The sequence below is a fragment of the Streptomyces sp. JJ66 genome (genome assembly GCF_019303495.1).
Classification (GTDB): Bacteria; Actinomycetota; Actinomycetes; order Streptomycetales; family Streptomycetaceae; genus Streptomyces.
Genome location: NZ_JAEVFI010000016.1, coordinates 86,946 through 107,918, shown reverse-complemented (window position 1 = coordinate 107,918; position 20,973 = coordinate 86,946). Strand labels below are relative to the sequence as shown.

Here is a 20,973-nt window from a genome sequence, read left to right as displayed (position 1 = left end):
GGCGCCTGGGTGGTCGATCAGTGTCGCTTGAACCCGTCGTGCGAGACGCCAGCCGCGAATGTATGCCACTCACCAGCCGTGAACATCAAGGCCGGGCCGTCAGGGTTCTTGCTGTCGCGCAGGGCACGACCACAGCCCGGTAGCACGGCGACCTCCACACAGTTGCCGTTATTGCCGGAGTACGACGACTTCACCCACTCCAGCCCCGCAGCGGAAGCGGATTCGATGTGCAGCTTCATGGTCAGTCCATTCCATCCAGGGCACGTCTGATGAGTGCCCGTGACATGCTGACGTTCGCAGCAGCCATGTTGAGCCGCCGGAACAGGGTTGTATATGTCTCCACGTCGGCGGACTCCTCGTAGTACACCACACTGGTGGGTGACTCGGTGTAGACGATGTCCGTCTCCGCTGAGCTGGGGAAGCTTATGATGACGAACGGGCCAAAGAGGCAGGCGTTCATCGGGTCGTTCTGCGGCAAAACCTGGAGCTGTACGTTGCTCTGCCTGCTCTCCTCTACAAGCGCTTCAAGCTGAGCTTTCATGGTTTCGGTGCTACCGACGCGGTGGTGCAGAACGCTCTCCGCGATGATCACCCACAACTGCAGCGGGGAATCACGCGTCAAAGCCTTCCGTCGCTCCCGTCGCACGCTGATCTGTGTTTCCACGTGCTCGGCAGTGGCGTCGGGAGCCTGCAATTCGACCACAGCTTTGGTGTACTCGGGTGTTTGCAGTAGACCCGGTACCAAGCTGGTCTCGACGTTGTATAGCTCCGAGGCGTCCCACTCGACGGCCACATACGCTGCGTATGCCGAGTCAACGGTGTCTGCGTAACGGGACCACCAGCCCTTCTGCTTGGCCTCGCGTGACAGTAGTTCGATCTCGCATCGCTCGGCAGGTTCGGTGACGCCGTAGGCGTCCATCAGGGCACGGAGGTCGGGCAGCCTGACCCCCGACTGGGCATTCTCGATCCGGCCGACCTTGGACTCGGCCGACCCAAGCACCTTCGCCGCGTCGGCATGGGTGAGTCCGGCAGCCGTGCGCAGCTCGCGAAGCCGCTTGGCCAGACGCCGTTGGCGGATCGTCGGGTTGCTGTTGATGGGCACGTTGCCGCTGCCTCCCCTACTCCTTCATGCAGGTCAAGTGTGCCGTCTGGGCTCGGAGACGGCAACAAGTTGTGATGCCTACTCAAAGTAGGGACTTGACACTTTAAGTACCCCCCTGTGCAGACTACTCATTGTGGTGATTGCGTGACCGTGGGCGCCCTGTTGCTGGGACGACCGAGAGGACGTGACGTGCAGATGCGGGATGAGTGCGGGCAGTTGGAGCTGAAGCCGCTGCTTTACGGGTACATGCGGGTGCTCAGTCAGATGAGCGAGGAAGAGGTGCGGGGGGTCCACGCGCGGATGGAGGCGTACGCGCAGCGGGAGGGATACGTGCTGGCGAGCGTCTTCCACGAGTATGCGCCGGAGACGCAGTGGGCCTTCACTGAGCTGGTGGATGTGGTCAAACGCTCGGCGGCGCACCGGGTGGTCGTTCCCGCCCTGCGGGACCTGGGGCTTTCCGTGCCGTTGCAGAACGCACTGATCGTGCACCTGGAGTGCGTCGGGGGCGCGCACGTCGTGGGGCTGGACGAGCTGTGAGCACACCGGCCGCAGCGGCGGGGTGGACCCCAGCACAGCCACCGCGTCCGCCCTACGCGCAGCAACCGGTACACGGCTGGAGTCACTTGGCGCTGGCCGCCGAGCCGAGTGCCGTCGGGTGCGCGCGGCTGCTCGTTCGCACGACGCTGGCGGCGTGGCGGCTGCCGGAGCTGGCAGACGACGCCTCGCTGGTCGTTTCCGAGCTGGTGGCCAATGCCGTCGCGGCCACGGGGCACGCTTCCCGGTGGGCGCCTGGGCTCAGCCTGCTGCACGTACGCATGCTGTGGCTGCCCTCCAGCGTCGCCATCGAGGTGGCGGACGTGTCGCGGGAGGAACCGGTGCTGCACGCGTTCGATCCGGAGGCCGAAGGCGGGCGCGGTCTCCAGCTGGTGGCAGGTGTCGCAAGCCGATGGGGTTCCGCTCCGGCGCCGTGGGGAAAGGTCGTCTGGGCGGAGCTGCCACCCTTCCCGGTGCCGCGCTGACCGCCGTGTGGCTACAGGGGCGTGGGCGGGGTGGTGGGGGTGAGGGCCTGCCAGGTGATGGCGTCGGACATCGCGCGGAAGCCGTTGTCGTTGGGGTGGATGTGGTCGCCGGAGTCGTATACCGGCAGCAGGCGGTCGGGGTGTTCGGGGTCGCGCAGGGCGGTGTCGAAGTCGATGACGGCGTCGAAGGTCTCGCTGGTGCGGAGCGCGGTGTTGGCCTGCTGGCGTACCCGCTCCAGTTGCGGCGTGTGGGCGGAGTGCCCGCCGAACGGGGTGATCGTCGTGCCGACGGCGCGGATGCCGTGTGCCTGGGCGCGCCGCGCCAGTTCCTCCAGGCCGCGCACCAGTTCCGCGGGGTCCGTCTGCTGCGGCTGCTTGCCCATGTCGTTGAGCCCGAGCTGGAGGACGACGGTGCGCACTCCGGTGCGCGAGAGCACGTCGCGCTCCAGCCGGTGCAGCGCGCTGGGCCCGTTGCCGGGGCGGTCGGCGGGAGCGTCCAGCAGGATGCGGTTTCCGCTGATGCCCGCGTTCAGCACGCTGTGGTGCGGGGTGCCGGGTTCGGTGCGCAGCCGGGTGGCGAGGAAGTCGGTCCAGCGTCGGTTGGCGCCGACGGAGGAGGTGATGCCGTCGGTGAGGGAGTCGCCGAGTGCGACGACGGCGCCTGTGGCCTGGGTGCTCCACACGTCCACGCCGGTGACGTGGCGCCAGGAGGTGGTCTCCTCGGTGTAGGGGGCGCCGGTGACGTCCTCGGTGTGGTTACCCGTGGCGAGATAGCTGGTCTGCCGGGCGAAGGGGTGGTAGGTGGCCGGGCCGGAGGGGTCGGGGGAGTAGAGCGTGACGAGCAGGTCGGTGGCGGCCGGGACGCGCAGCCGTACCGGGTCGCTGGTGACGTGCTGTCCCGGTGCGAGGGTGACGGTGCGGTGGGTGCCGAACGTCAGAGGGCGCATGGAGCCCGGTGCGGCGGCCGGTGCGCTGGGGGCGGCGGCGAGGGCGAGCGAGGCGTGGGTGATGGTCAGCGGCTCGGTGCCGAAGACGTTGGAGAGCCGGACGCGGGCCGCGCTGCCGCCCACGCTGGTGTGGATGACGTTGCGCAGGGAGGTGTCGGGGTAGCCGCTCGCGGCACGCTGCCCGTCTTCGCCCCCGGTGGGCTCGGTGGCGGCGGGCGCGGTGGCCCAGGTGCCCACCCACTGCCCGGAGGAGGCGGGCGCCGCGCTGCCCTGGCCGCCGCCGGGCCGGTCGTCCGTGCTGACGCGGGGCAGGCTGCTGCCGAAACCGGCGTACAGGGCGCCGGAAACGGCGACGACGAGGGCGAAGAGCCCGGCCAGCAGGGCGTACGCGGTGCCGTGGCTCATCGACGGCTGCCTGGTCATACGCGGTGTTCCTCCGGACGGGGCATCGTGCGCTGCCATGATCCCATTGCGGGCCTCGGTTTCGGCACGGAGGGCCGGACCCGCTGGGCCGTGACCCGGCATCGGGTGCCTTCGGCGGGGAAGACGCATCCGCTGCCGGGGCGTTCCGTGCCCGGGCGCGCGCAGGGCGCACAATCGATCCGACGGCGGCAACGGGCGGAGCGGATGGCAGGCACACAGGGACCGGGCACACAGGGACCAGGCACACAGGGACGAGGCACGGACGGGGCGGACACGCCGGGGTCGGAGGCGGGGAAGGTGGCCACGCGGCCGACCGGTGCCCGGCGGACGGACGAGCCCGGGGCGTCGGCGCGGCGCGGGGGTGGTCTCGCCCGGGATCTCGGGGCGTTCACGGCGGCGGACGCCGAGAAGCAGCGCGGCGTGCGGCAGATGAAGGCGATCGCCACCGGCGCCCTGGCCCTGGCCGCGCTCGTCTACGGGCTCGCCACCTGGGCGGAGCACGCCGGTGCCGGAGCGTGGGCGGGCTATGTCGCGGCGGCGGCGGAGGCCGGGATGGTGGGCGCGCTGGCGGACTGGTTCGCCGTCACCGCCTTGTTCAAGCACCCCATGGGCCTGCCCATCCCGCACACCGCGATCATCCGGACCAAGAAGGACCAGCTGGGGCAGAACCTCGGCGAGTTCGTCGGTGACAACTTCCTCTCCGAGGACGTCGTGCGCTCGCGCCTGCGCGCGGTGGGCATCGGCAGCCGCCTGGGCGCCTGGCTGGCCCAGCCCGAGCACGCGGACCGGGTGACGGCCGAGGTGGCCGCCGCCGTGCGCGGCGCGCTGACCGTGCTGCGCGACGCCGACGTGCAGGCGGTGATCGGCGAGGCCATCAACCGGCGGGCCGACGCCCAGGAGATCGCCCCGGGGCTGGGCCGCATGCTGGAGCGCATCGTCGCCGACCACGGCCACCGGCGCGCGATGGACCTGGTGGCGGCCCGGGCGCACGACTGGCTGGTGCGGCACCGCGAGTCGGTGCTCGACGCGGTGGCCGGCGGTGCCCCGGACTGGACGCCGCGCTTCGTGGACCAGAAGATCGGCGAGCGCGTCTACAAGGAGCTGCTGCGGTTCGCCGCCGAGATCCGCGACATGCCCGACCACGCGGCGCGCGTCGCGGTGGACCGTTTTCTCACCGACTTCGCGCACGATCTCCAGGACGATGACGAGACCCGGGCGCGGGTGGAGCGGCTGAAGTCGGAGGTGCTGGCGCGGGACGAGGTGCAGGAGCTGATCGCGTCGGCCTGGTCCTCGGTGCGGGCGATGATCGTCGCCGCGGCCGAGGACGAGCACAGCGAGCTGCGGTTGCGGACGCGCGCCTCGCTGCTGTCGCTGGGCCGCAGGCTGGCGGCCGACGGGCGGTTGCAGAACAAGGTGGACGACTGGCTTGAGGGCGCGGCCACCCACCTCGTCACCACCTACCGGACCGAGATCACCTCGCTGATCAGCGACACGGTGGCGGGCTGGGACGCCGACCAGACCGCGCGCAAGATCGAGGCCAACATCGGCCGCGACCTGCAGTTCATCCGCATCAACGGCACTGTCGTCGGCTCGCTGGCCGGGTTGGTGATCCACGCGGTGACGCGCCTGCTGGGCGGCTGACGGCGCGGGTGCGGTGCGCGGCCCGGTCCGGTCCGGTCCGGTCCGCAAAGGCAGCCGGGTCTCGCCTGCGGCCCGGGACCCGGCCCCCTGCCCCCGGGACCCGGCTGCCCACAGGAACGGGCTTTCCTCCGCTATCGGGACGCACCCCCGCATCTCCCGCGCCCCTCTTCCCGCGAAACGGAAGTTACGGTCCAGTACGTGGATAGTGGGTTGCGCTACCGGGGGAGGTCTTGGAGGATCGCCCAATTCCTCAACCGATGGCCGTCCCCATCGCGACCTCACGGGAGTGTGCTGTGAAGCTGTTGCGTGTCGGGCCAGCGGGGACGGAACGTCCGGCGGCCCTGGACCCCTCCGGAGTGCTGCGCGACCTCTCCGGGCTCGTACCCGACGTCGATGGGGCGCTGCTCGCCGACGCCGCCGCGCTGGCCCGCGTCCGCGAGGCGCTGCACGGCGGCGAGCTGCCCGCCCTCGACGCCACCGGGCTGCGGCTCGGCCCGCCGGTGGGTTCCATCGGCAAGATCGTCTGCATCGGCCTGAACTACCGCGACCACGCGGAGGAGACCGGCCAGGCCATCCCCGACGAGCCGCTGGTCTTCATGAAGGCGCCTGACACGGTCGTCGGCCCCCAGGACACGGTGCTGGTGCCGCGCGGCAGCGCCAAGATGGACTGGGAGGTCGAACTCGCCGTCGTCATCGGCCGCACCGCCCGCTACCTGGCCAGCCCCGGGGAGGCCCAGGGCGTCATCGCCGGGTACACCATCACCCACGACGTCTCCGAGCGCGAGTTCATGCTGGAACGCGGCGGCCAGTGGGACAAGGGCAAGAATTGCGAAACGTTCAACCCCCTCGGCCCCTGGCTCGTCACCGCCGACGAGGTGCCCGACCCCCAGCGGCTCGGCCTGCGCACCTGGGTCAACGGCGAGCTGAAACAGGACGGCAGCACGGCCGACCAGATCTTCCCCGTCGCCGAAGTCGTCCGCTACCTCAGCCAGTTCATGGTGCTGCGCCCCGGCGACATCATCAACACCGGCACCCCGGCGGGCGTCGCCAACGGCCAGCCCTACCCCAAACCGTTCCTCCGCCCCGGCGATCTCGTCGAACTGGAGGTGGACGGCCTCGGCCGCCAGCGCTCGGAGCTCAAACCGGCCTGAACCCCCGCTCCGGGGCCTGAGAACCGCGCCTCAGACCCCGGAGCGCGTCAACCCTCCGTGCTCACCGCTGGCCAGACACGCCCGGCGCCCCCTCCCGTGCCCGGACGGCTCCGGCCGACTCGGCCGCGTCCGCGTCCCGCAACCGCTCCTCAACCCGGTCGAGGCGGGCGGTGATGCGCCGGTAGGAGAACGGCAGCCAGAGGGCACCTACAGCGAGGGCCAGAAACATGGCCATCTGGCGCGGTAGGTCTACGAACCAGCTGAGCAGAGCCAGCAACAGGTAAAGCGGCGCGGAGAAGACCGCCCACCGGGTTTGGCGCAGCTGCGCCCGCTGAAGGCGGACTAGCTGGGCCATGGCCCGCCGCGCCACGGGGTCGCGCGGTACGCGCTCCTGCCGCAGACGGCGCACCAGGACCGGCAACCGGCGCAGCGTGACGCCCACACGGCGAGCGAGCCGATGCCGCAGGTACAGCCCCAGCGGGACACCGACAGAAGCCACGAGCAGCCAGACGGCGAACCCTAGCCCCAGCCGGGCATCGAGCGGCCAGTCAGCGAAGCCCGACAATTGCTCGGCATCCACCAGCACCCAGGCGAACAGGGGCACCACCAGGGAGGTGACCATGACTGCCCGGAACGCCACCGCCCACGTTCCGTCGTACCACCGGCGCTCCCCCTCCCAGTCGATGTCGCTGACCGCACCGTCGTCAGGCGTCCGCACGCTGAGGTACTCCTTCCTCGCCCAGTCGCGCCTTCAGACGGACGAGGCGGGCGGTCGCCCGGTGGGAGTAGACCGCCAGCCCGGCCATGCCGACTGTCGTGAATACCCCGGCGGACATGTACACCGGCTCGCCGCTCATGACGGCTGGCACGGTCAGCAGCGCGAAGAGGGTCGCGAGCACCGGCCACACCCAGCGGCCCCGGCGCACGTTGGGGTGGGTACGGCGGACGAGTTCGGCCATGGCCCGCCGGGCTTTCGGATCGCGCGGTATCCGCTCCTGGTTCATGAGCCGGGTCAGGACGGGCACCTGTCTTTCCCTGATGCCGAGTTGGCGAGCGAGCCGACGCCGCTGATACGGGACGATCGCGATGACGGCGCCCAAACCCCCCACCCAGGGTCCCGCACTGATCCACGGCGAGTTCCCTGAGATGGCGCTCTGGGCGGGAACCCCGATGCAAGCCAACAGGAACACCCAGCCGATCACCGCCCAGTTGCTGTCGTACCACCGGCGCTCCCCCTCCCAGTCGATGTCGCTGGTGACGGCGTCGTGCGGTTGCCGCATGCGTGTCCTCCCCTGGACGTCGTTGACGCGTGCCCGCGCGTCTACCCGGGGGCGGCGTCCGTAAAGGAGTTGTCGTGGGGGGCGCGGGCTGGGACGGTCCGGGGGTGAGGCAGATCAGTGTGCGGGTGGTGGAGCCCGGGGAGTGGCGGGTGTACCGGGACGTGCGGTTGGCGGCGCTGGGGGAGGCGCCGTACGCGTTCGGGTCCACGCTCGCCCGTGAGCAGGCGTTCACCGAGGAGAGGTGGCGGGGGCGGCTGGAGCCGCGCACCACGTTCGTCGTCGAGCGGGCCGGTCAGGTGTGCGGGCTGGCCGGGGTGCTGCCGGGGGAGCGCGCGGAGTTGGTGTCGATGTGGGTGGCGCCGCAGGGGCGGGGCAGCGGTGCCGCCGACGCGCTGGTGGGGGCCGCACTCGCCCGGGCCGCCGAACTGGGCGCCCGCTACGTTGGCCTGTGGGTCGCCGAGGGCAACGCGCGGGCGGAGCGGCTGTACGCGCGGCACGGGTTCGAGCGGACGGGCGAGGCGCAGCTGATCCGCGCGGGCGAGGTGGCGCGGGAGTTCGCGATGATCCGCCCCGCCCCGGCGGAGGTCAGCGCAGGGTGACGCTCTGGCCGGTGCGTGCGCAGTGGCGGGCGGCTTCCAGGACGCGCAGGGTCTCGGCGGCCTCCGGTGCCGTCACCGGGGGAGCGTCACCGGAGCGGACGGCGGCGGCGACCGCGCGGTAGTACGCCGGGTAGTCGCCGTCCACGGTGGGCACGGGCCGGGCGGACTCCGGCTCGCCCAGGGTGCCCCAGGCCGTCTCCGGTTCCACGCCCCAGTCGCCCAGGCCCGGCCGCTCGCCCGCGCGCAGGGCGCTTTCCTGTGGGTCCAGCCCGTGCTTGACGTAGGCGCCGTGGCTGCCGAGCACGCGGAAGCGGGGGCCCAGTTGTGCCGCCGTCGCGCTGACCCACAGGTGGGAGCGGACGCCGCCCGTGTGCGTGACGGCGATGAAGGTGTCGTCGTCCACCTCCGCGCCGGGGCGCCGCACGTCGGACTCGGCGTAGACGGTGGCCGCCGGGCCGAACAGGGCGAGGGCCTGGTCCACCACGTGGCTGCCCAGGTCGTACAGCAGGCCGCCCAGCTCACCGGGGTCGCCCGACTCGCGCCAGCCGCCCTTGGGCTTCGGCCGCCAGCGCTCGAACCGCGACTCGAACCGGTACACCCGCCCCAGCTCGCCGCGCTCCAGCAGGCCGCACAGGGTGAGGAAGTCGTTGTCCCAGCGGCGGTTGTGGAACACCGAGAGCACCAGTCCGCGCTCCTCGGCCAGGGCCGCGAGCTGTTCGGCCTCGGCGGCGGTCGCGGCCAGCGGCTTGTCCACCACCACCGGCAGCCCGGCCCGCAGCGCCCGCTCGGCCAGCGCGACGTGGGTGCGGTTGGGCGAGGCGACGACGAGGAGGTCCAACGCGTCGGCGCGGGCGAACAGCGCGTCGGCGTCCCCGCAGATGCGCACCCCGGGGTAGGCGGTCATCGCCTGCCGGGCCCGCTCGGCGCTGGAGGTGACGACCAGCTCCAGCGCGAGCCCGGGCGTGGCGGTGATCAGCGGGGCGTGGAACGCCGACCCCGCGAGCCCGTACCCGATCAGCCCGACCCGCAGCGCGCGTGCCTCCACCCTGTTACCTCCGATGAACGTGACGTTCGACGTACCGGGCCATGCTGCCAGGGTGCCCGGGATGCCGACCACCACCCCACCACCACCCCACCGGCGTCGCCGCCCACGAGCCGCCGCCCACGAGCCGCCGCCCGCGAGACGGTGCGTCAGGCGTCGCGCGGCCACCCGGAGCCACCGCGGACCGGCCCGGACCACCCCGGAGTACCCGGAGCGCCCGGACCGCGCGCCCCCGGCGCCCGCGAGCGCCCCTTAGGCTGTGAGCGTCGCGGCACAGCGTCGTCCCGTCGTCGTCCCAGCACGTTCTTCGCGTACAGGAGTCCCGCACCATGGCAGAGCGCAAGCCGATCGCATCGTGGCTCACCGACATGGACGGCGTGCTCATGCACGAGGGCGTCCCGGTCCCGGGAGCCGACGCGTTCATCACAAAGCTGCGGGAGTCCGGCCGGCCCTTTCTCGTTCTCACCAACAACTCGATCTACACCGCCCGGGATCTGCACGCCCGGTTGATCCGCATCGGTCTGGAGGTGCCGGAGGAGAACATCTGGACCTCGGCCCTGGCCACCGCGAAGTTCCTCGACGACCAGCACCCCGGCGGTTCGGCCTACGTGATCGGTGAGGCGGGCCTGACGACGGCCCTGCACGAGGTCGGCTACGTCCTCACCGACACCGACCCGGATTTCGTGATCCTCGGCGAGACGCGCACGTACTCCTTCGAGGCGATGACGAAGGCGGTCCGGCTGATCAACGCGGGCGCGCGCTTCATCGCCACCAACCCGGACGAGACCGGCCCGTCCACCGAGGGCGCGCTGCCCGCGACGGGCGCGGTGGCGGCGCTTATCACCGCCGCCACCGGCCAGAAGCCGTACTTCATCGGCAAGCCGAACCCGCTGATGATGCGCACCGCGCTGAACACGATCGGGGCGCACTCGGAGACGAGCGCGATGATCGGTGACCGCATGGACACGGACATCCTGGCCGGGCTGGAGGCCGGGATGGAGACGTTCCTCGTCCTCACCGGACTGACGGCCCAGGCCGACATCTCCCGCTACCCGTACCGCCCGACCCACGTGCGCGACTCCATCGCGGAGCTGGTGGACCTGGTGTGATCCCGGGCCGAGGGCGGGGTGGGGCCAGCGGGAGCCAAACCCTTTCGGCGGCGCACCGCATGCGCCAGCGCACCCCGCCCGGGATCGTCGGAACCGCACCCCAACCGGAGGTTCCGCCATGAGTCCCGCCCGTACCGGCGCCGCGCTGGCCCTCGCCGCGACCGCGCTGTGCGCCGTCGCCATCCCGGCCGCCGTCGGAGCCGGATCGGTCGTCGTCACTCCCGCCAAGACACACCCCGGCGGCAAGGTCAACATCCGCGTGGACGCCTGCGACGGCGACAAGGCGCTGGCGCGCTCGAAGGCGTTCGTCGCGACCGTCGCCCTGCACAACGCCGCCGACGCCACCCTCAGCGGTGACGCCAGCATCCGCAAGGACGCCGAGCCGGGCGCGTACCGCGTCACCATCGACTGCTACGACAAGACCGGCAACCTCAAGAGCGGTATCGCCGAGGGCTCGGTCACCGTACGGGCCGACAAGCCGTACCCGGCGCCGACGCAGCGCGAGCACCACCGCGAGCCGCACGCGCCGGTGAAGGCGGGCGGCGGCGGCACGGCCGGGGAGCCCGGCGACGGCGCCAGTCCGGCCGCGCTCGGCGTGGCCGCCGCCCTCGCCGGGCTGGCGGGCGCGGCCGTGCTGCGGCGGCGGGCGCTGGCCCGGCGCGGTACCGACGGCTGAGCCAGTGTCCGCTGCGGCCCGCTCCCCGGGCGCCGGGCGGCTGATGACGGGCGTGGCCTGGACCGTGCTGCTGCTGGCCCTGTGGCTGTGGGGCAAGGACCTCACCGACGACGCCCCGCGCTACCCCACCGGGCAGACCTCCGCCGCGCAGGGCCGCACCGACGCCGGACACCCGCTGCCACCCGCCCGCGCCCCGCTGGACGAGGGCGGGGCGCCCACCCGCGTCGCCATTGCCGAACTCGGTGTGGACGCCGCCGTCATCCGGCGCGGGCTGGACGCCGACGGCGCCGTGGACCCGCCGCCGATGAGCCGCGCGGAGACGGTCGGCTGGTACGCGGCCGGTGCCGCACCCGGGCAGGCGGGCGCGGCGCTGCTCGTCGGCCACGTGGACACCGAGTCCGAGCGCGCGGTGTTCTACGAACTGAGCACGCTGGCGGCGGGCGACGTGGTGGCGGTGACCCGGACGGACGGCTCGGTCGCACGGTTCACCGTCGAGGACGTCGAGGTGGTGCACCGCGAGGGCTTCGACGCCGAACGGGTGTACGGGCAGCGGCACGCGGACCGTGCGGAGCTGCGCCTGATCACCTGCGGCGGCACGTTCGACCAGGTGACGGACAGCTACACCGCCAACGTCGTCGTTTCCGCCTACCTCACCGGCACCGCCTGACGCACCCCGGGTGCGGCGCACCGCCGCCTCACCGCACACTCGGGGGACGCGGAGAGTCACGGGGTGCGTACGGAGTGTCCGTGTGCCACGATGAGCCTGACCGGTTCCGACCGTCTCCCAAGGGGAGTGGATGTACGGCTCTGACGCCGGCCACCGCCGCCAACCCACCCGCCGCACCCGTGCCCGCCGCCGCCAATCCGCCCGCCGCGCCCTTGGCCGCCGCCTGCTGACCCGCTTTCTGCCGGACCGCCGCACGCTGACCCGCCGCACGCTGGCCCGCGTCCCCGCCGCACGCCGTCCGCGTCCGTCCGTGGCCCTGGCCGCACTGGGCGCTGTCATGCTGCTGGCGGCCTGCTCGGCCCCCGAGGCAAGCCAGCGCGCGAGTGTCCCGGCCGAGCGGGTGGAGCGGTCCAGCCCCTCGTTCTGGGTGAACCCCGACAGCAAGGCGCAGCAGGCCCTGGCGGCGGCGGAGGACTCCGGGGCCGCCGACGAGGCCGAACTGATCCGGGTCATCGCCGAGCAGCCCGCCGGTCAGTGGATCGGCACCGAGGACCCGCAGGCCGAGGCCCGCCGCATCACCGAGGCCGCCGAGGCGGCTGGCGCTCCGCCCCTGCTCGTCCTCTACAACATCCCGCACCGCGACTGCGGTCAGTACAGCGAGGGCGGCGCGGCGGACGCCGATGCCTACCGCGACTGGATCGGCCGCGTCGTCAGCGGCATCGGGGACCGCCCGGCGTGGGTCGTGCTGGAGCCGGACGCGCTCGCGCACACCCTCGTCCCCGGCTGCGTGCCCGACGAGTTCCACGAGGAGCAGTACACCCTGCTGCGGGAGGCCGTGGAACAGCTGAGCGGCCTGCCGGGCACCCGCGTCTACCTCGACGCCGGAAACCCGCAGTGGGTGCGGGAAGCGGGCGCGATGGCCGAGCAGCTGGGGCGGGCCGGTATCGAGCAGGCCGACGGCTTCGCCCTCAACGTCTCCAACTACCAGACCACCGCGTCCAACATCGCCTACGGCGAGCGGCTGTCGGCCCTGGTGGGCGGCCAGCACTTCGTCATCGACACCAGCCGCAACGGCAACGGCCCGGCGGAGGGCCTGCCCGAGGAAGAAGCGTGGTGCAACCCGCCCGGGCGCGCGCTCGGCACCCCGCCGACGACGCGGACGGGCGAGGAGCTGGTGGACGCCTACCTGTGGGTCAAGCGTCCCGGCGAGTCCGACGGCACCTGCCGGGGTGGCCCGCCCGCAGGGGAGTGGCACCACACCTACGCCCTGGACCTGGTGCGGGGCGCGGGCACCGGGTAACGCGGACACCGGGTAACGCGGGCACCGGGTCACGCGGACACCGGGTCACGCGGCGGCCCGCCCGGCGCGCGCTCAGTCGATGCCGCGCCAGATGTGGGGCTCGATGCCGCTGTCCTCGTCTTCCCCCGCGAGCAGGGTCAGCATCACCGGCGCGGTGCCGGACTCGTCGTGCCCCGCGAGCGGGGTGTGCACCGGTGTGCGCTCGGCGGCGCTCGTGGAGACGTCGATCAGCGTCACGTCGGTCAACTCCCTCGGGTTCCGGTGGGACGCGCGACAGCACGACTCAGTGTGCGCGAGGCTAACCGGTGCCGCGACCTGGCACGCGGCAGATCGGTGTATGTGGCACGCAGTGCCGACGCGCCCTGCTCGCGGGCGGGCGGGGTCTCACGTGCCGGGACCGGCGCGGCGCGGTCGGCGGGCACGCGGCGAAGATGGCCCGCAGTGCCGGATTCCGTCTCACATTCCGGACGCCGGCCGTCTCGCAGTGGCGGACCCGGGACGGCAGCACACCGCCGAAACCCGCCGCGAGCGCACACCCCGGAAACAACGACGGAGGCCCCCGCTCCTGGAACGAGGGCCTCCGGTTCGGTGCGCCGCCAGGGACTCGAACCCCGGACCCGCTGATTAAGAGTCAGCTGCTCTAACCAACTGAGCTAGCGGCGCGCGCGGGGAAAGCCTACCCGATCCCGTCGGGTGCCGGTGACCACCTGAAGCCCGGCTCGCGCAGCGCGGCCAGCACCCGCCGCAGGTAGGGCCGGGGGACGGAGGGCAGCAGCAGCGCCACCGCCTGCACCAGCTTGCCCAGGACGTACGTGGTGTCGGGCGTGGCCGTCACCAGCTCCCGCACGGTCGCGGCATCGTCCCGGGCGACCGCCTCGATCAGCTCGGCCACCTGCGGCGCGGCCTCCTCGTCGGTCGCCACGTACCGCTCGCCGTGCGGCGCCCCGGCCGCGAGCCGCCGCAGCAGCTGGTCACCGCCCCCGCCCCTCGCGCCGTCGGACCCAGCGCCGCCGCCCCCGCCCACATCGCCGCTTCCGCCCACCGCGCCGCCGTCGATCGCCGAGGTCGCCACCCAGCACAGCGCCGCGACCAGGTCGCGGGAGGACTCGTCGCAGTCCAGTGCCGCGAGCCCGGCGTCGAAGGCGTGCTGGTTGCCGTGCCGGTAGGCCAGCAGCAGCCCGGCCGCGCGGGCCGCTCCCCGCCCGGCCGCGTCTGTGGCCCGGTCCTCCTCCACACCCGTCGTCCGCATGCGGCGGATCATCACACGGCGCCCCGCGCGCCCCGGGCCTCGGCGCGCGCCCGGCGTCCGGCTCAACCCGGGTGCACCGGCCACACCACCCGGCTGCCCCACGGCGCCGGCCGCGAGGCCGTGACCAGCCGCGCGTTCGGCGCGTCGTTGGTCTCCACCCGCGCCCGCATCCCGGCCGCAATACCGCCCGGTACGCGGGCGGCGGTACGCCCGGGTGGGCGCAAGCGGGCAACGGGAAGATCACCGGCTTGAAAAGATGGGCATACCTTCAGGCAATTTGGGGTAGCCCCGCGCCCATGGCTCGACCACCGAGGAAGTTGCGGACATTGAGCGAATCCAGTGGCATCGGGAGGAGACCCCTCAGCCGTCGCGCGTTGCTCGGCGGAGTGGCGGGTCTGGGCATGGTGGGAGTGGCCGGTTGCAGCCGGATGCCCCCACCGGGAAAGGTGGAGGGCGGCGATCTGCTGGAGCGGCTGCGGGACCGGGGGACCGCCCGGCTGGGCATCGCCAACGAGCCGCCGTTCGGTTACATCAACTCCCAGGGGGAGGCCGCGGGGGAGGCTCCGGACATCGCGCGGGTCGTCTTCGAACGGCTGGGCGTACCGAACATCGAGCCCGTGCCGACGGAGTTCAGCGCACTGATCCCCGGCCTTCAGGCCCAGCAGTTCGACATCGTCTCGGCCGGGATGTACATCAACCCGACCCGCTGCGAGCAGGTCCTGTTCGCCGACCCCGACTACCTGATGCTGGACGCCTTCATCGTGCCCGAGGGGAACCCGGACGGCGTCACCGACTATCGGTCCGTGAAGGACAAGGGCCTGCGCCTGGCCAGCGGCGAGGCGTACGCCCAGGTCTCCTACGCGGAGTCGTACGGGATCGACGTGCTGGTCCTGCCCGACCAGGTCGCCGGGCTCGACGCGGTCACCCAGGGCCGGGTGGACGCCTTCGTCGGCACCAACGTCACCGTCCAGGGCACGGTCAAGGACAACGACAGAGCGGACGCCACCCAGCCCTTCCAGCCCGTCGTGGACGGCGAACCCGCTTACGGGGCGGGCGGTTTCGCCTTCCGGCTCTCCGAGAAGAACTTCCGCGACGCCTTCAACCAGGAGATCCTCAAGCTCAAGGAGGACAACTACCGGGAGCTGCTGGAGATCGTCTCGCCCTACGGCTTCACGATGGCCGAGATGACCGATCTCACCGCCGAGGAGCTGTGCGCATGAGTTCAGGCATTTTCTTCGAATGGTTCCTCCCCGGGGTGTGGATCACCCTCCAGGTCACGGTCTACAGCGCCGCCCTGGCCGGGCTGGTCGCCTTCGTCGTCGGCATCGCCCGCACCCACCGCTGGTGGATCGTGCGGTTCGTCTCCGGTACCTACTTCGAGATCTTCCGTGGCACGTCCGCCCTGGTGTTCATGCTGTGGATGGCGTTCGCCTTCCCGCTGATGGCCGGCTGGCAGTTCGTGCCCATGTACGCCGGTGTCCTGGCGCTCGGCCTGACCTACGGGGCCTACGGCTCGGAGATCGTGCGCGGCGCCCTGCAGTCGGTTGACGTCGCGCAGCGGGAGGCGGGGATCGCGCTCAGCTTCACCCGTGGCCAGCGGCTGCGCCGCATCGAGCTGCCCCAGGCGTGGCCCGAGATGGTGCCGCCGTTCAACAACCTGCTGATCGAGCTGCTCAAGGGCACGGCGCTGGTGTCGGTGATCTCGGTGGCGGACATGACCTTCGCCGGGAACCTCTCCCGGCTGGCGACCAGAGAGTCCGCTCCGGCCTACACGCTGCTGCTCGTCAGCTACTTCCTTATCGCGTTCGCCCTCACCCGCGTCATGCGCGCGGTGGAGCGCAAGGCGAAGGCGGGCATCGGCCAGGGCCCGGAGAAGGGCCGCTTCGGCGGGCTGGTGGCGAGGAAGCTGAACCCGCAGGGTGAGAGGGACCAGGCGAGGACCGGCACGGCGGGGGGTCTGGGATGAACTGGGACTGGAGTGTCGTAGCGGACTTCATGCCCGCCTTCTGGGACGGCGTCCTCGTCACCCTGCAGGCGCTGGTGCTCGGCAGCCTCATCGCCTTCGCGCTCGGCCTGGTGTGGGCCATGGCGCAGCGTTCGCACCAGAAGTGGATCAGCTGGCCGGTGATCGGGTTTACCGAGTTCATCCGCAACACGCCGCTGCTCGTGCAGCTGTTCTTCCTCTTCTACGTGGTGCCCACCGTGGGTCCGTCACTCTCGCCGCTGGCGACCGGCGTCATCGGGCTCGGTCTGCACTACTCGACGTATACCGCCGAGGTCTACCGCGCCGGTATCGACGGCGTGCCCGCCGGGCAGTGGGAGGCCGCCACCGCGCTGAGCCTGCCCAAGCGCCGCACCTGGACGTCGGTGATCCTGCCGCAGGCGATCCGCCGCGTCATCCCCGCGCTGGGCAACTACGTCGTGGCGATGCTCAAGGACTCGCCGATGATCGCCGTCATCGGCGCCTTCGAGATGCTCGGCGAGGCCCGCGCCTTCTCCAACAGCACCTTCACGTTCGAGGCCTACACCGTCGTGGGGATCGCCTTCATCCTCATCGCCTACCCGGCCTCCCTCCTCCTTCGAGCCCTGGAGCGTCGCCTTGTCCAGTGAGTACACCCCCCAGCCGGCGGACGGCAGCAAGCCGGAGAGCTCCACGGAGCCCACGCGCTCCAGAGCGGCCGGAACCGAGCTGATCCGTTTCGAGGGCGTCAGCAAGCGCTTCGGTGACAACGTCGTCCTGGACAACCTGGAGTTCAGCGTTGACGCGGGCAAGCACGTCACGCTCATCGGCCCCTCGGGGTCGGGCAAGACGACGATCCTGCGGCTGCTGATGACCCTGCTCAAGCCCGACGAGGGCACGATCATGGTGGACGGCGACTACCTCAACCACGAGCAGCGCGGCGACAAGCTCGTCCCGGCCAGTGAGAAGCACACCCGCGAGGTGCGCAAGAAGATCGGCATGGTCTTCCAGCAGTTCAACCTCTTCCCCAACATGAAGGTGCTGCGCAACATCACCGAAGCGCCCGTGCACGTGCTGGGCCTGTCCAAGGACGAGGCCGAGCAGCGCGCCCGGGAGCTGCTGGAGCTGGTGGGCCTGACCGAGCACCTGAACAAGTACCCGGTCCAGCTCTCCGGCGGTCAGCAGCAGCGCGTGGCCATCGCCCGCGCGCTGGCGATGCGGCCGCAGGTGCTCCTGCTGGACGAGGTGACCTCCGCGCTCGACCCGGAGCTGGTCGCCGGCGTCCTCGACGTGCTGCGCGACATCGCCCACAGCACGGACATCACCATGCTGTGCGTCACGCACGAGATGGGCTTCGCGCGGGACATCTCCGACACCGTGCTGATGTTCAACGAGGGCCGCGTCATCGAGTCCGGGCCGCCGGAGAAGATGTTCAACGACCCGGAGAACGCGCGCACGCGGGAGTTCCTCAGCGCGGTCCTGTAGGGGCGGCGGTGGCGGCGGGGTGCCCTTCCCGCCCTTTCCCGAAACGGGCGCCTTCGCCCCCGGCCCCGGGTGTGGCTTGGCCGTGGTCCGCCCGCTCCCTCCAGCGGTAGCCGGGGGAGCGGGTGGAGCGGAGCCGGGGCGCCTCCGGGGTGTCGGCGCGGCCGTGCCGGTTTCGTGGCATATGCCGATCTGATGAACGGATGGTTCCCCGCCCGGAGTTGCCCGCTATCGTGAAGGGAGCGGTGACCGGAAGCGAGCGTTCAGGCGCCGGCGGTCACCGGTGGAGACGGTCACACCTGCGAGGGGGACACCGTGGCGATGCCCAAGCCCGTGCCTGCCGTACCGTTCCGCTCGGTCCAGTACGCGCTGCGGCTGCTGGAAGCCGTCTCCCAGCACCGCTGCGGCATCACCGAGGACGGGCTCGCCCGCCGTACCCAGCTGCCGCCCGCCCAGCTCGCGCACCTGCTCACCATGCTGCGCGCCGAGGGGTACCTGGAGCGGCTGCCGGACGGTGGCTACGTCACCGGTGCGGCGCTCGGCCGGCTCGGCGCCTCCGGCCACCGCGAGGTGCTGAGCGAACAGCTCCAGGCGAAGCTGACCGTGCTGCGCGACGACATCGGCGCCGCCGTCTACATCAGCCGGTATGAGGACGGCGAGGTGAGGATCACCCAGTTCGCGGCCGGGAGCCACGCCCCGCCGGTGATCGAGTGGGTGGACTTCAAGGCCGCCGCGCACGCCAGCGCCGTCGGCAAGGCGCTGCTCACCCAGCTCGACCACGACGGCCGCCGCGACCACCTCGCGCGGCACAAGGCCGTCCGGCTCACCTCGCGCACGACCACCAGCGAGCGGGCCCTGTTTACCCAGCTCGACAGCCGCCCGCCCACGGTCCCGGTGCTGGACCTGCAGGAGTACGCGGTCGGCACCGTCTGCGCCGCCGTCCCGCTGACGGCCGGAACGGCGGTGGGCTGCCTGGCGCTGTCGCTGCCGATCCAGCACGCGCACCGGCTGCGCTCGGCGGCCCGCCAGCTCGGCGAGCGGGCCGCCCCACTGCTGCTCTCGCTCAGCCTCTGACGGCCCCGGCCGAGGCGGCGCCCGGGCGTGGCGGCGCCCGTACGCGAGGCGGCCCCCGGCCGAGGCGGCCCCCGGGCGTGGCTCCGGCCAGGGGATGGACACGAGCACCCCGGGGGACGCGGTAGGATTTTCGACGCGGGCGCCGCTAGCTCAGTTGGTTAGAGCAGCTGACTCTTAATCAGCGGGTCCGGGGTTCGAGTCCCTGGCGGCGCACACCGGCGGTGGCCCCCTCATTCCTGGTGAGGGGGCCACCGCCGTTTCCGTGGCGGGAACGCGGTTATCGGCGGCGGTAGGAGAGCGTCTCGCCGATCGCGCCCGCGCGCCACAGGTCCTGGCAGGCGTCGGCCATGCGGTCAAGACCGTCCACCACGCTGCCCCACACGATGCCGGGCACCCAGCCCGCGTCCCCGTTGATCAGCAGGTTGTTGCGCTCGTAGAACAGCGCCAGGTCCACCACGGTGCGGCGCCCGGCGTGCTGGGCGTCGGCCTCGTAGCCGTAGGAGGCGGTGGCGAGCTGGGTGTCGGTGAAGGTGAAGTAGCACAGGTCACCGGGGATGGGCGTGATCGTCGGGTTCTCCAGCGGCGGTTCCTCGGGTGCGAACGGTTCCAGCAGGGCGTAGATCTCGTTGCGCGCGTACTTGGCGTGGTAGACGTCGCCGCTGAGCGGCAGCGCGTTCCACACCGCGGCGCAGGTGACCGGCGCCCGGTCGTCCAGCAGCCTGGCCGTGCAGCGCACGCCGCGCTGGTCGAGCGACACCTCGATGAAACGGTCGGCCATCGTGCCTCCTGGTGGGGGTAGCGCGGGCGTGCGCCGCGGCGCGGAGTCAGTGCGGCTGCGGCTGGGCCAGCAGCGGGGGCGGCGGCAGCGCGGGCAGCCCGGTGCCGTACAGGGCGTGCGCGGCGCGCAGGACCAGCGCGTCGGCGTGCCGTGGCCCGACCAGCTGGACGCCGATGGGCAGCCCGTCGGCGTCCAGCCCGCACGGCACGCTGGCGGCGGGCTGCTGGGTGAGGTTGAACGGGTAGCTGAACGGCGTCCAGCTGGTCCAGCGCGGGTGGGGCCAGCCCCTGGGCACCTCCACGCCGAGTTCGAACGCGGTCACCGGCGTCGTCGGCGTCACCAGGAGGTCGTAGCGCTGGTGGAAGGCGCCCATCGTCGCGCCGAGCGCCATGCGGACATCGACGGCGGCCAGGTAGTCCAGCGCCGAGTAGCCCGCGCCCTGGGCGATGACCTCGGCCAGCCCGGGGTCCAGCCGGGCGCGCTGCCCGGCGTCCAGGCCCTGGGTGACGCGGGCGGCCCCGGCGAACCACAGCACGTGGAACGCCTCCACCGGGTCCGTGAAGCCGGGATCGGCCTCCTCCACGTGGGCGCCCAGCTCCGCCAGAGCGTCCACCGCGCGCCGCACCGCTGCCGCGACGCCGGGCGCCACCCGCACCCGGCCGCCGAAGTCGGGGGAGTAGGCCACGCGCAGCCCGGCGACGCCCCCGGCGAGCTGGTCGCGGAAGTTCCCGGCGGGCGGGGCGAGCGCGGACCAGTCGCGCGGGTCGGTGGCGCCGATGACGTCCAGCAGCAGCGCCGCGTCGGCCGCGTCCCGCGTCATCGGGCCGACGTGGGCGAGTGTGCCGAAGGCGCTGGCCGGGTACAGCGGCACCCGGCCGTAGGTGGGCTTGAGCGCGAACAGGCCGCTGAACGCCGCCGGGATGCGCACCGAGCCGCCGCCGTCGGTGCCCAGCGACAGCGGGCCCGCGCCGAGCGCCACGGCCGCCGCGCTGCCGCCGCTGGAGCCGCCGGCGGTGCGCCCGGGGTCGTAGGGGTTGCCCGTCGCGCCGTGCCGGGGGCTGTCGGTGACGCCCTTCCAGCCGAACTCCGGCGTCGTCGTCTTGCCCAGGAACACCGCGCCGTGCTCGCGCAGCCGGGCCACCGACGGCGCGTCCTGGGTCCACGGCCCCGCGTCGCCGATCGTCCAGGAGCCCTTGTAGGTGGGGGCACCGCGTTGCAGCAGGATGTCCTTGACCGTCACCGGGACGCCGTCGAGCAGGCCAGCCAGGTCGCCGCGCCGCCAGCGGTCGGCGGCGGCCCGCGCCTGCTCCAGCGCGCCGTCGGCGTCGAGGCGTACGAAGGCGTTCACCCGCGGATCGACGGCCTCGGCACGCTCCAGTGCCGCCCGCGTCACCTCGACGGGCGAGAAGTCCTTCGCGGCATAACCCGCGACGAGCTGGGCCGCCGTCAGGGCGGTGAGATCGGTCAACGCGGT

At 72.3% G+C, this 20,973-nt stretch carries 24 protein-coding genes and 2 tRNA genes; 15 read left to right on the top strand and 11 right to left on the bottom strand.

Annotated features, from left to right (window positions below):
• Positions 1-17 precede the first annotated feature (17 nt).
• Positions 18-239 (bottom strand): DUF397 domain-containing protein, encoded by a 222-nt coding sequence (locus JJV70_RS13825; protein WP_219048178.1) that lies wholly within the window; start codon positions 237-239, stop codon positions 18-20.
• A gap of 2 nt (positions 240-241) precedes the next feature.
• A complete protein-coding gene (locus tag JJV70_RS13820) occupies positions 242-1,102 on the bottom strand; it encodes a helix-turn-helix transcriptional regulator (RefSeq protein WP_219048177.1) in 861 nt (286 codons plus the stop codon).
• A 189-nt stretch (positions 1,103-1,291) separates the two neighbouring features.
• Here JJV70_RS13820 and JJV70_RS13815 point away from each other — a divergent pair, with 189 nt between their 5' ends.
• Positions 1,292-1,639: a recombinase family protein gene (locus tag JJV70_RS13815; RefSeq protein ID WP_374227297.1), complete on the top strand. Its 348-nt coding sequence runs from the start codon at positions 1,292-1,294 to the stop codon at positions 1,637-1,639.
• Between the two features lie 86 nt (positions 1,640-1,725).
• Positions 1,726-2,121 carry an ATP-binding protein gene (locus tag JJV70_RS13810; RefSeq protein WP_219048176.1) on the top strand — a complete coding sequence of 132 codons (396 nt, stop codon included), beginning with the start codon at positions 1,726-1,728 and terminating at the stop codon, positions 2,119-2,121.
• Positions 2,122-2,132: 11 nt separating this feature from the next.
• Here JJV70_RS13810 and JJV70_RS13805 read toward each other — a convergent pair whose 3' ends face one another.
• Positions 2,133-3,473, bottom strand: a complete 1,341-nt coding sequence (locus tag JJV70_RS13805; RefSeq protein WP_219048305.1) for an SGNH/GDSL hydrolase family protein — start codon at positions 3,471-3,473, stop codon at positions 2,133-2,135.
• Between the two features lie 222 nt (positions 3,474-3,695).
• Between JJV70_RS13805 and JJV70_RS13800 the strand changes: the two genes are divergently transcribed.
• Together JJV70_RS13800 and JJV70_RS13795 are read left to right on the top strand one after the other, a co-directional pair.
• Positions 3,696-5,132 (top strand): DUF445 domain-containing protein, encoded by a 1,437-nt coding sequence (locus JJV70_RS13800; protein ID WP_219048175.1) that lies wholly within the window; start codon positions 3,696-3,698, stop codon positions 5,130-5,132.
• A 293-nt stretch (positions 5,133-5,425) separates the two neighbouring features.
• Positions 5,426-6,283, top strand: coding sequence for a fumarylacetoacetate hydrolase family protein (locus tag JJV70_RS13795; RefSeq protein ID WP_219048174.1), 858 nt, complete (start codon positions 5,426-5,428; stop codon positions 6,281-6,283).
• A gap of 61 nt (positions 6,284-6,344) precedes the next feature.
• On the opposite strand, the gene JJV70_RS13790 is transcribed toward JJV70_RS13795, so the two are convergent.
• Both JJV70_RS13790 and JJV70_RS13785 read right to left on the bottom strand, forming a co-directional pair.
• Entirely contained in the window at positions 6,345-7,001 is a 657-nt protein-coding gene (locus tag JJV70_RS13790) for a hypothetical protein (protein WP_219048173.1), read from the bottom strand.
• Complete coding sequence (locus JJV70_RS13785) at positions 6,988-7,563, bottom strand: hypothetical protein (RefSeq protein ID WP_219048172.1); 576 nt, start codon at positions 7,561-7,563, stop codon at positions 6,988-6,990. The genes JJV70_RS13790 and JJV70_RS13785 overlap by 14 nt, the downstream gene beginning before the upstream one ends.
• 104 nt (positions 7,564-7,667) lie before the next feature.
• On the opposite strand from JJV70_RS13785, the gene JJV70_RS13780 reads away from it, so the two are divergent.
• Positions 7,668-8,162, top strand: a complete 495-nt coding sequence (locus tag JJV70_RS13780; RefSeq protein ID WP_219048171.1) for a GNAT family N-acetyltransferase — start codon at positions 7,668-7,670, stop codon at positions 8,160-8,162.
• Here JJV70_RS13780 and JJV70_RS13775 read toward each other — a convergent pair.
• Positions 8,149-9,207, bottom strand: a complete 1,059-nt coding sequence (locus tag JJV70_RS13775; protein WP_219048170.1) for a Gfo/Idh/MocA family oxidoreductase — start codon at positions 9,205-9,207, stop codon at positions 8,149-8,151. The genes JJV70_RS13780 and JJV70_RS13775 overlap by 14 nt on opposite strands.
• A 326-nt stretch (positions 9,208-9,533) precedes the next feature.
• On the opposite strand from JJV70_RS13775, the gene JJV70_RS13770 reads away from it, so the two are divergent.
• The 4 genes from JJV70_RS13770 to JJV70_RS13755 all read left to right on the top strand — a co-directional run bounded on the left by JJV70_RS13770 (position 9,534) and on the right by JJV70_RS13755 (position 12,956).
• Complete coding sequence (locus JJV70_RS13770) at positions 9,534-10,313, top strand: HAD-IIA family hydrolase (RefSeq protein WP_219048169.1); 780 nt, start codon at positions 9,534-9,536, stop codon at positions 10,311-10,313.
• 118 nt (positions 10,314-10,431) lie between these two features.
• Positions 10,432-10,989 (top strand): hypothetical protein, encoded by a 558-nt coding sequence (locus JJV70_RS13765; protein WP_219048168.1) that lies wholly within the window; start codon positions 10,432-10,434, stop codon positions 10,987-10,989.
• A gap of 4 nt (positions 10,990-10,993) precedes the next feature.
• Positions 10,994-11,656, top strand: coding sequence for a class F sortase (locus JJV70_RS13760; RefSeq protein WP_308294812.1), 663 nt, complete (start codon positions 10,994-10,996; stop codon positions 11,654-11,656).
• Between the two features lie 337 nt (positions 11,657-11,993).
• Positions 11,994-12,956 carry a glycoside hydrolase family 6 protein gene (locus tag JJV70_RS13755; protein ID WP_219048303.1) on the top strand — a complete coding sequence of 321 codons (963 nt, stop codon included), beginning with the start codon at positions 11,994-11,996 and terminating at the stop codon, positions 12,954-12,956.
• Between the two features lie 72 nt (positions 12,957-13,028).
• Here JJV70_RS13755 and JJV70_RS13750 read toward each other — a convergent pair whose 3' ends face one another.
• From JJV70_RS13750 to JJV70_RS13740, 3 genes are all read right to left on the bottom strand, one after another.
• Positions 13,029-13,193 (bottom strand): hypothetical protein, encoded by a 165-nt coding sequence (locus tag JJV70_RS13750; RefSeq protein WP_219048167.1) that lies wholly within the window; start codon positions 13,191-13,193, stop codon positions 13,029-13,031.
• A 352-nt stretch (positions 13,194-13,545) separates the two neighbouring features.
• Positions 13,546-13,619 (bottom strand) — tRNA-Lys (locus JJV70_RS13745).
• A 13-nt stretch (positions 13,620-13,632) separates the two neighbouring features.
• Positions 13,633-14,205: a hypothetical protein gene (locus JJV70_RS13740; protein WP_219048166.1), complete on the bottom strand. Its 573-nt coding sequence runs from the start codon at positions 14,203-14,205 to the stop codon at positions 13,633-13,635.
• 296 nt (positions 14,206-14,501) lie between these two features.
• Between JJV70_RS13740 and ehuB the strand changes: the two genes are divergently transcribed.
• From ehuB to JJV70_RS13710, 6 genes are all read left to right on the top strand, one after another.
• A complete protein-coding gene (gene ehuB / locus JJV70_RS13735; protein WP_219048165.1) occupies positions 14,502-15,425 on the top strand; it encodes an ectoine/hydroxyectoine ABC transporter substrate-binding protein EhuB in 924 nt (307 codons plus the stop codon).
• Positions 15,422-16,171, top strand: a complete 750-nt coding sequence (gene ehuC, locus JJV70_RS13730; RefSeq protein WP_219048164.1) for an ectoine/hydroxyectoine ABC transporter permease subunit EhuC — start codon at positions 15,422-15,424, stop codon at positions 16,169-16,171. Before ehuB ends, ehuC begins: the two co-directional genes overlap by 4 nt.
• Positions 16,168-16,815, top strand: a complete 648-nt coding sequence (gene ehuD, locus JJV70_RS13725; RefSeq protein WP_219048163.1) for an ectoine/hydroxyectoine ABC transporter permease subunit EhuD — start codon at positions 16,168-16,170, stop codon at positions 16,813-16,815. The genes ehuC and ehuD overlap by 4 nt, the downstream gene beginning before the upstream one ends.
• A 79-nt stretch (positions 16,816-16,894) precedes the next feature.
• Positions 16,895-17,650 carry an ectoine/hydroxyectoine ABC transporter ATP-binding protein EhuA gene (gene ehuA / locus JJV70_RS13720; RefSeq protein WP_257573940.1) on the top strand — a complete coding sequence of 252 codons (756 nt, stop codon included), beginning with the start codon at positions 16,895-16,897 and terminating at the stop codon, positions 17,648-17,650.
• Positions 17,651-17,968: 318 nt separating this feature from the next.
• A complete protein-coding gene (locus JJV70_RS13715; RefSeq protein ID WP_257573939.1) occupies positions 17,969-18,721 on the top strand; it encodes an IclR family transcriptional regulator C-terminal domain-containing protein in 753 nt (250 codons plus the stop codon).
• 139 nt (positions 18,722-18,860) lie between these two features.
• Positions 18,861-18,934: transfer RNA gene (locus JJV70_RS13710), tRNA-Lys, on the top strand.
• 64 nt (positions 18,935-18,998) lie between these two features.
• On the opposite strand, the gene JJV70_RS13705 is transcribed toward JJV70_RS13710, so the two are convergent.
• Both JJV70_RS13705 and JJV70_RS13700 read right to left on the bottom strand, forming a co-directional pair.
• Positions 18,999-19,499: a DUF3830 family protein gene (locus JJV70_RS13705; protein ID WP_219048160.1), complete on the bottom strand. Its 501-nt coding sequence runs from the start codon at positions 19,497-19,499 to the stop codon at positions 18,999-19,001.
• A gap of 46 nt (positions 19,500-19,545) precedes the next feature.
• Positions 19,546-20,967, bottom strand: coding sequence for an amidase (locus JJV70_RS13700; RefSeq protein WP_219048159.1), 1,422 nt, complete (start codon positions 20,965-20,967; stop codon positions 19,546-19,548).
• Positions 20,968-20,973: the final 6 nt, after the last annotated feature.

Excerpts from the sequence above, each read along its gene's own strand:
- JJV70_RS13825 (WP_219048178.1), bottom strand. The coding sequence starts at position 239 with ATGAAGCTGCACATCGAATCCGCTTCCGCTGCGGGGCTGGAGTGGGTG.
- JJV70_RS13805 (WP_219048305.1), bottom strand. The coding sequence starts at position 3,473 with ATGAGCCACGGCACCGCGTACGCCCTGCTGGCCGGGCTCTTCGCCCTC.
- JJV70_RS13800 (WP_219048175.1), top strand. The coding sequence starts at position 3,696 with ATGGCAGGCACACAGGGACCGGGCACACAGGGACCAGGCACACAGGGA.
- JJV70_RS13785 (WP_219048172.1), bottom strand. The coding sequence starts at position 7,563 with ATGCGGCAACCGCACGACGCCGTCACCAGCGACATCGACTGGGAGGGG.
- JJV70_RS13770 (WP_219048169.1), top strand. The coding sequence starts at position 9,534 with ATGGCAGAGCGCAAGCCGATCGCATCGTGGCTCACCGACATGGACGGC.
- JJV70_RS13765 (WP_219048168.1), top strand. The coding sequence starts at position 10,432 with ATGAGTCCCGCCCGTACCGGCGCCGCGCTGGCCCTCGCCGCGACCGCG.
- JJV70_RS13755 (WP_219048303.1), top strand. The coding sequence starts at position 11,994 with ATGCTGCTGGCGGCCTGCTCGGCCCCCGAGGCAAGCCAGCGCGCGAGT.
- JJV70_RS13740 (WP_219048166.1), bottom strand. The coding sequence starts at position 14,205 with ATGCGGACGACGGGTGTGGAGGAGGACCGGGCCACAGACGCGGCCGGG.
- ehuB (WP_219048165.1), top strand. The coding sequence starts at position 14,502 with ATGGCTCGACCACCGAGGAAGTTGCGGACATTGAGCGAATCCAGTGGC.
- ehuC (WP_219048164.1), top strand. The coding sequence starts at position 15,422 with ATGAGTTCAGGCATTTTCTTCGAATGGTTCCTCCCCGGGGTGTGGATC.
- ehuD (WP_219048163.1), top strand. The coding sequence starts at position 16,168 with ATGAACTGGGACTGGAGTGTCGTAGCGGACTTCATGCCCGCCTTCTGG.
- JJV70_RS13715 (WP_257573939.1), top strand. The coding sequence starts at position 17,969 with ATGCCCAAGCCCGTGCCTGCCGTACCGTTCCGCTCGGTCCAGTACGCG.
- JJV70_RS13705 (WP_219048160.1), bottom strand. The coding sequence starts at position 19,499 with ATGGCCGACCGTTTCATCGAGGTGTCGCTCGACCAGCGCGGCGTGCGC.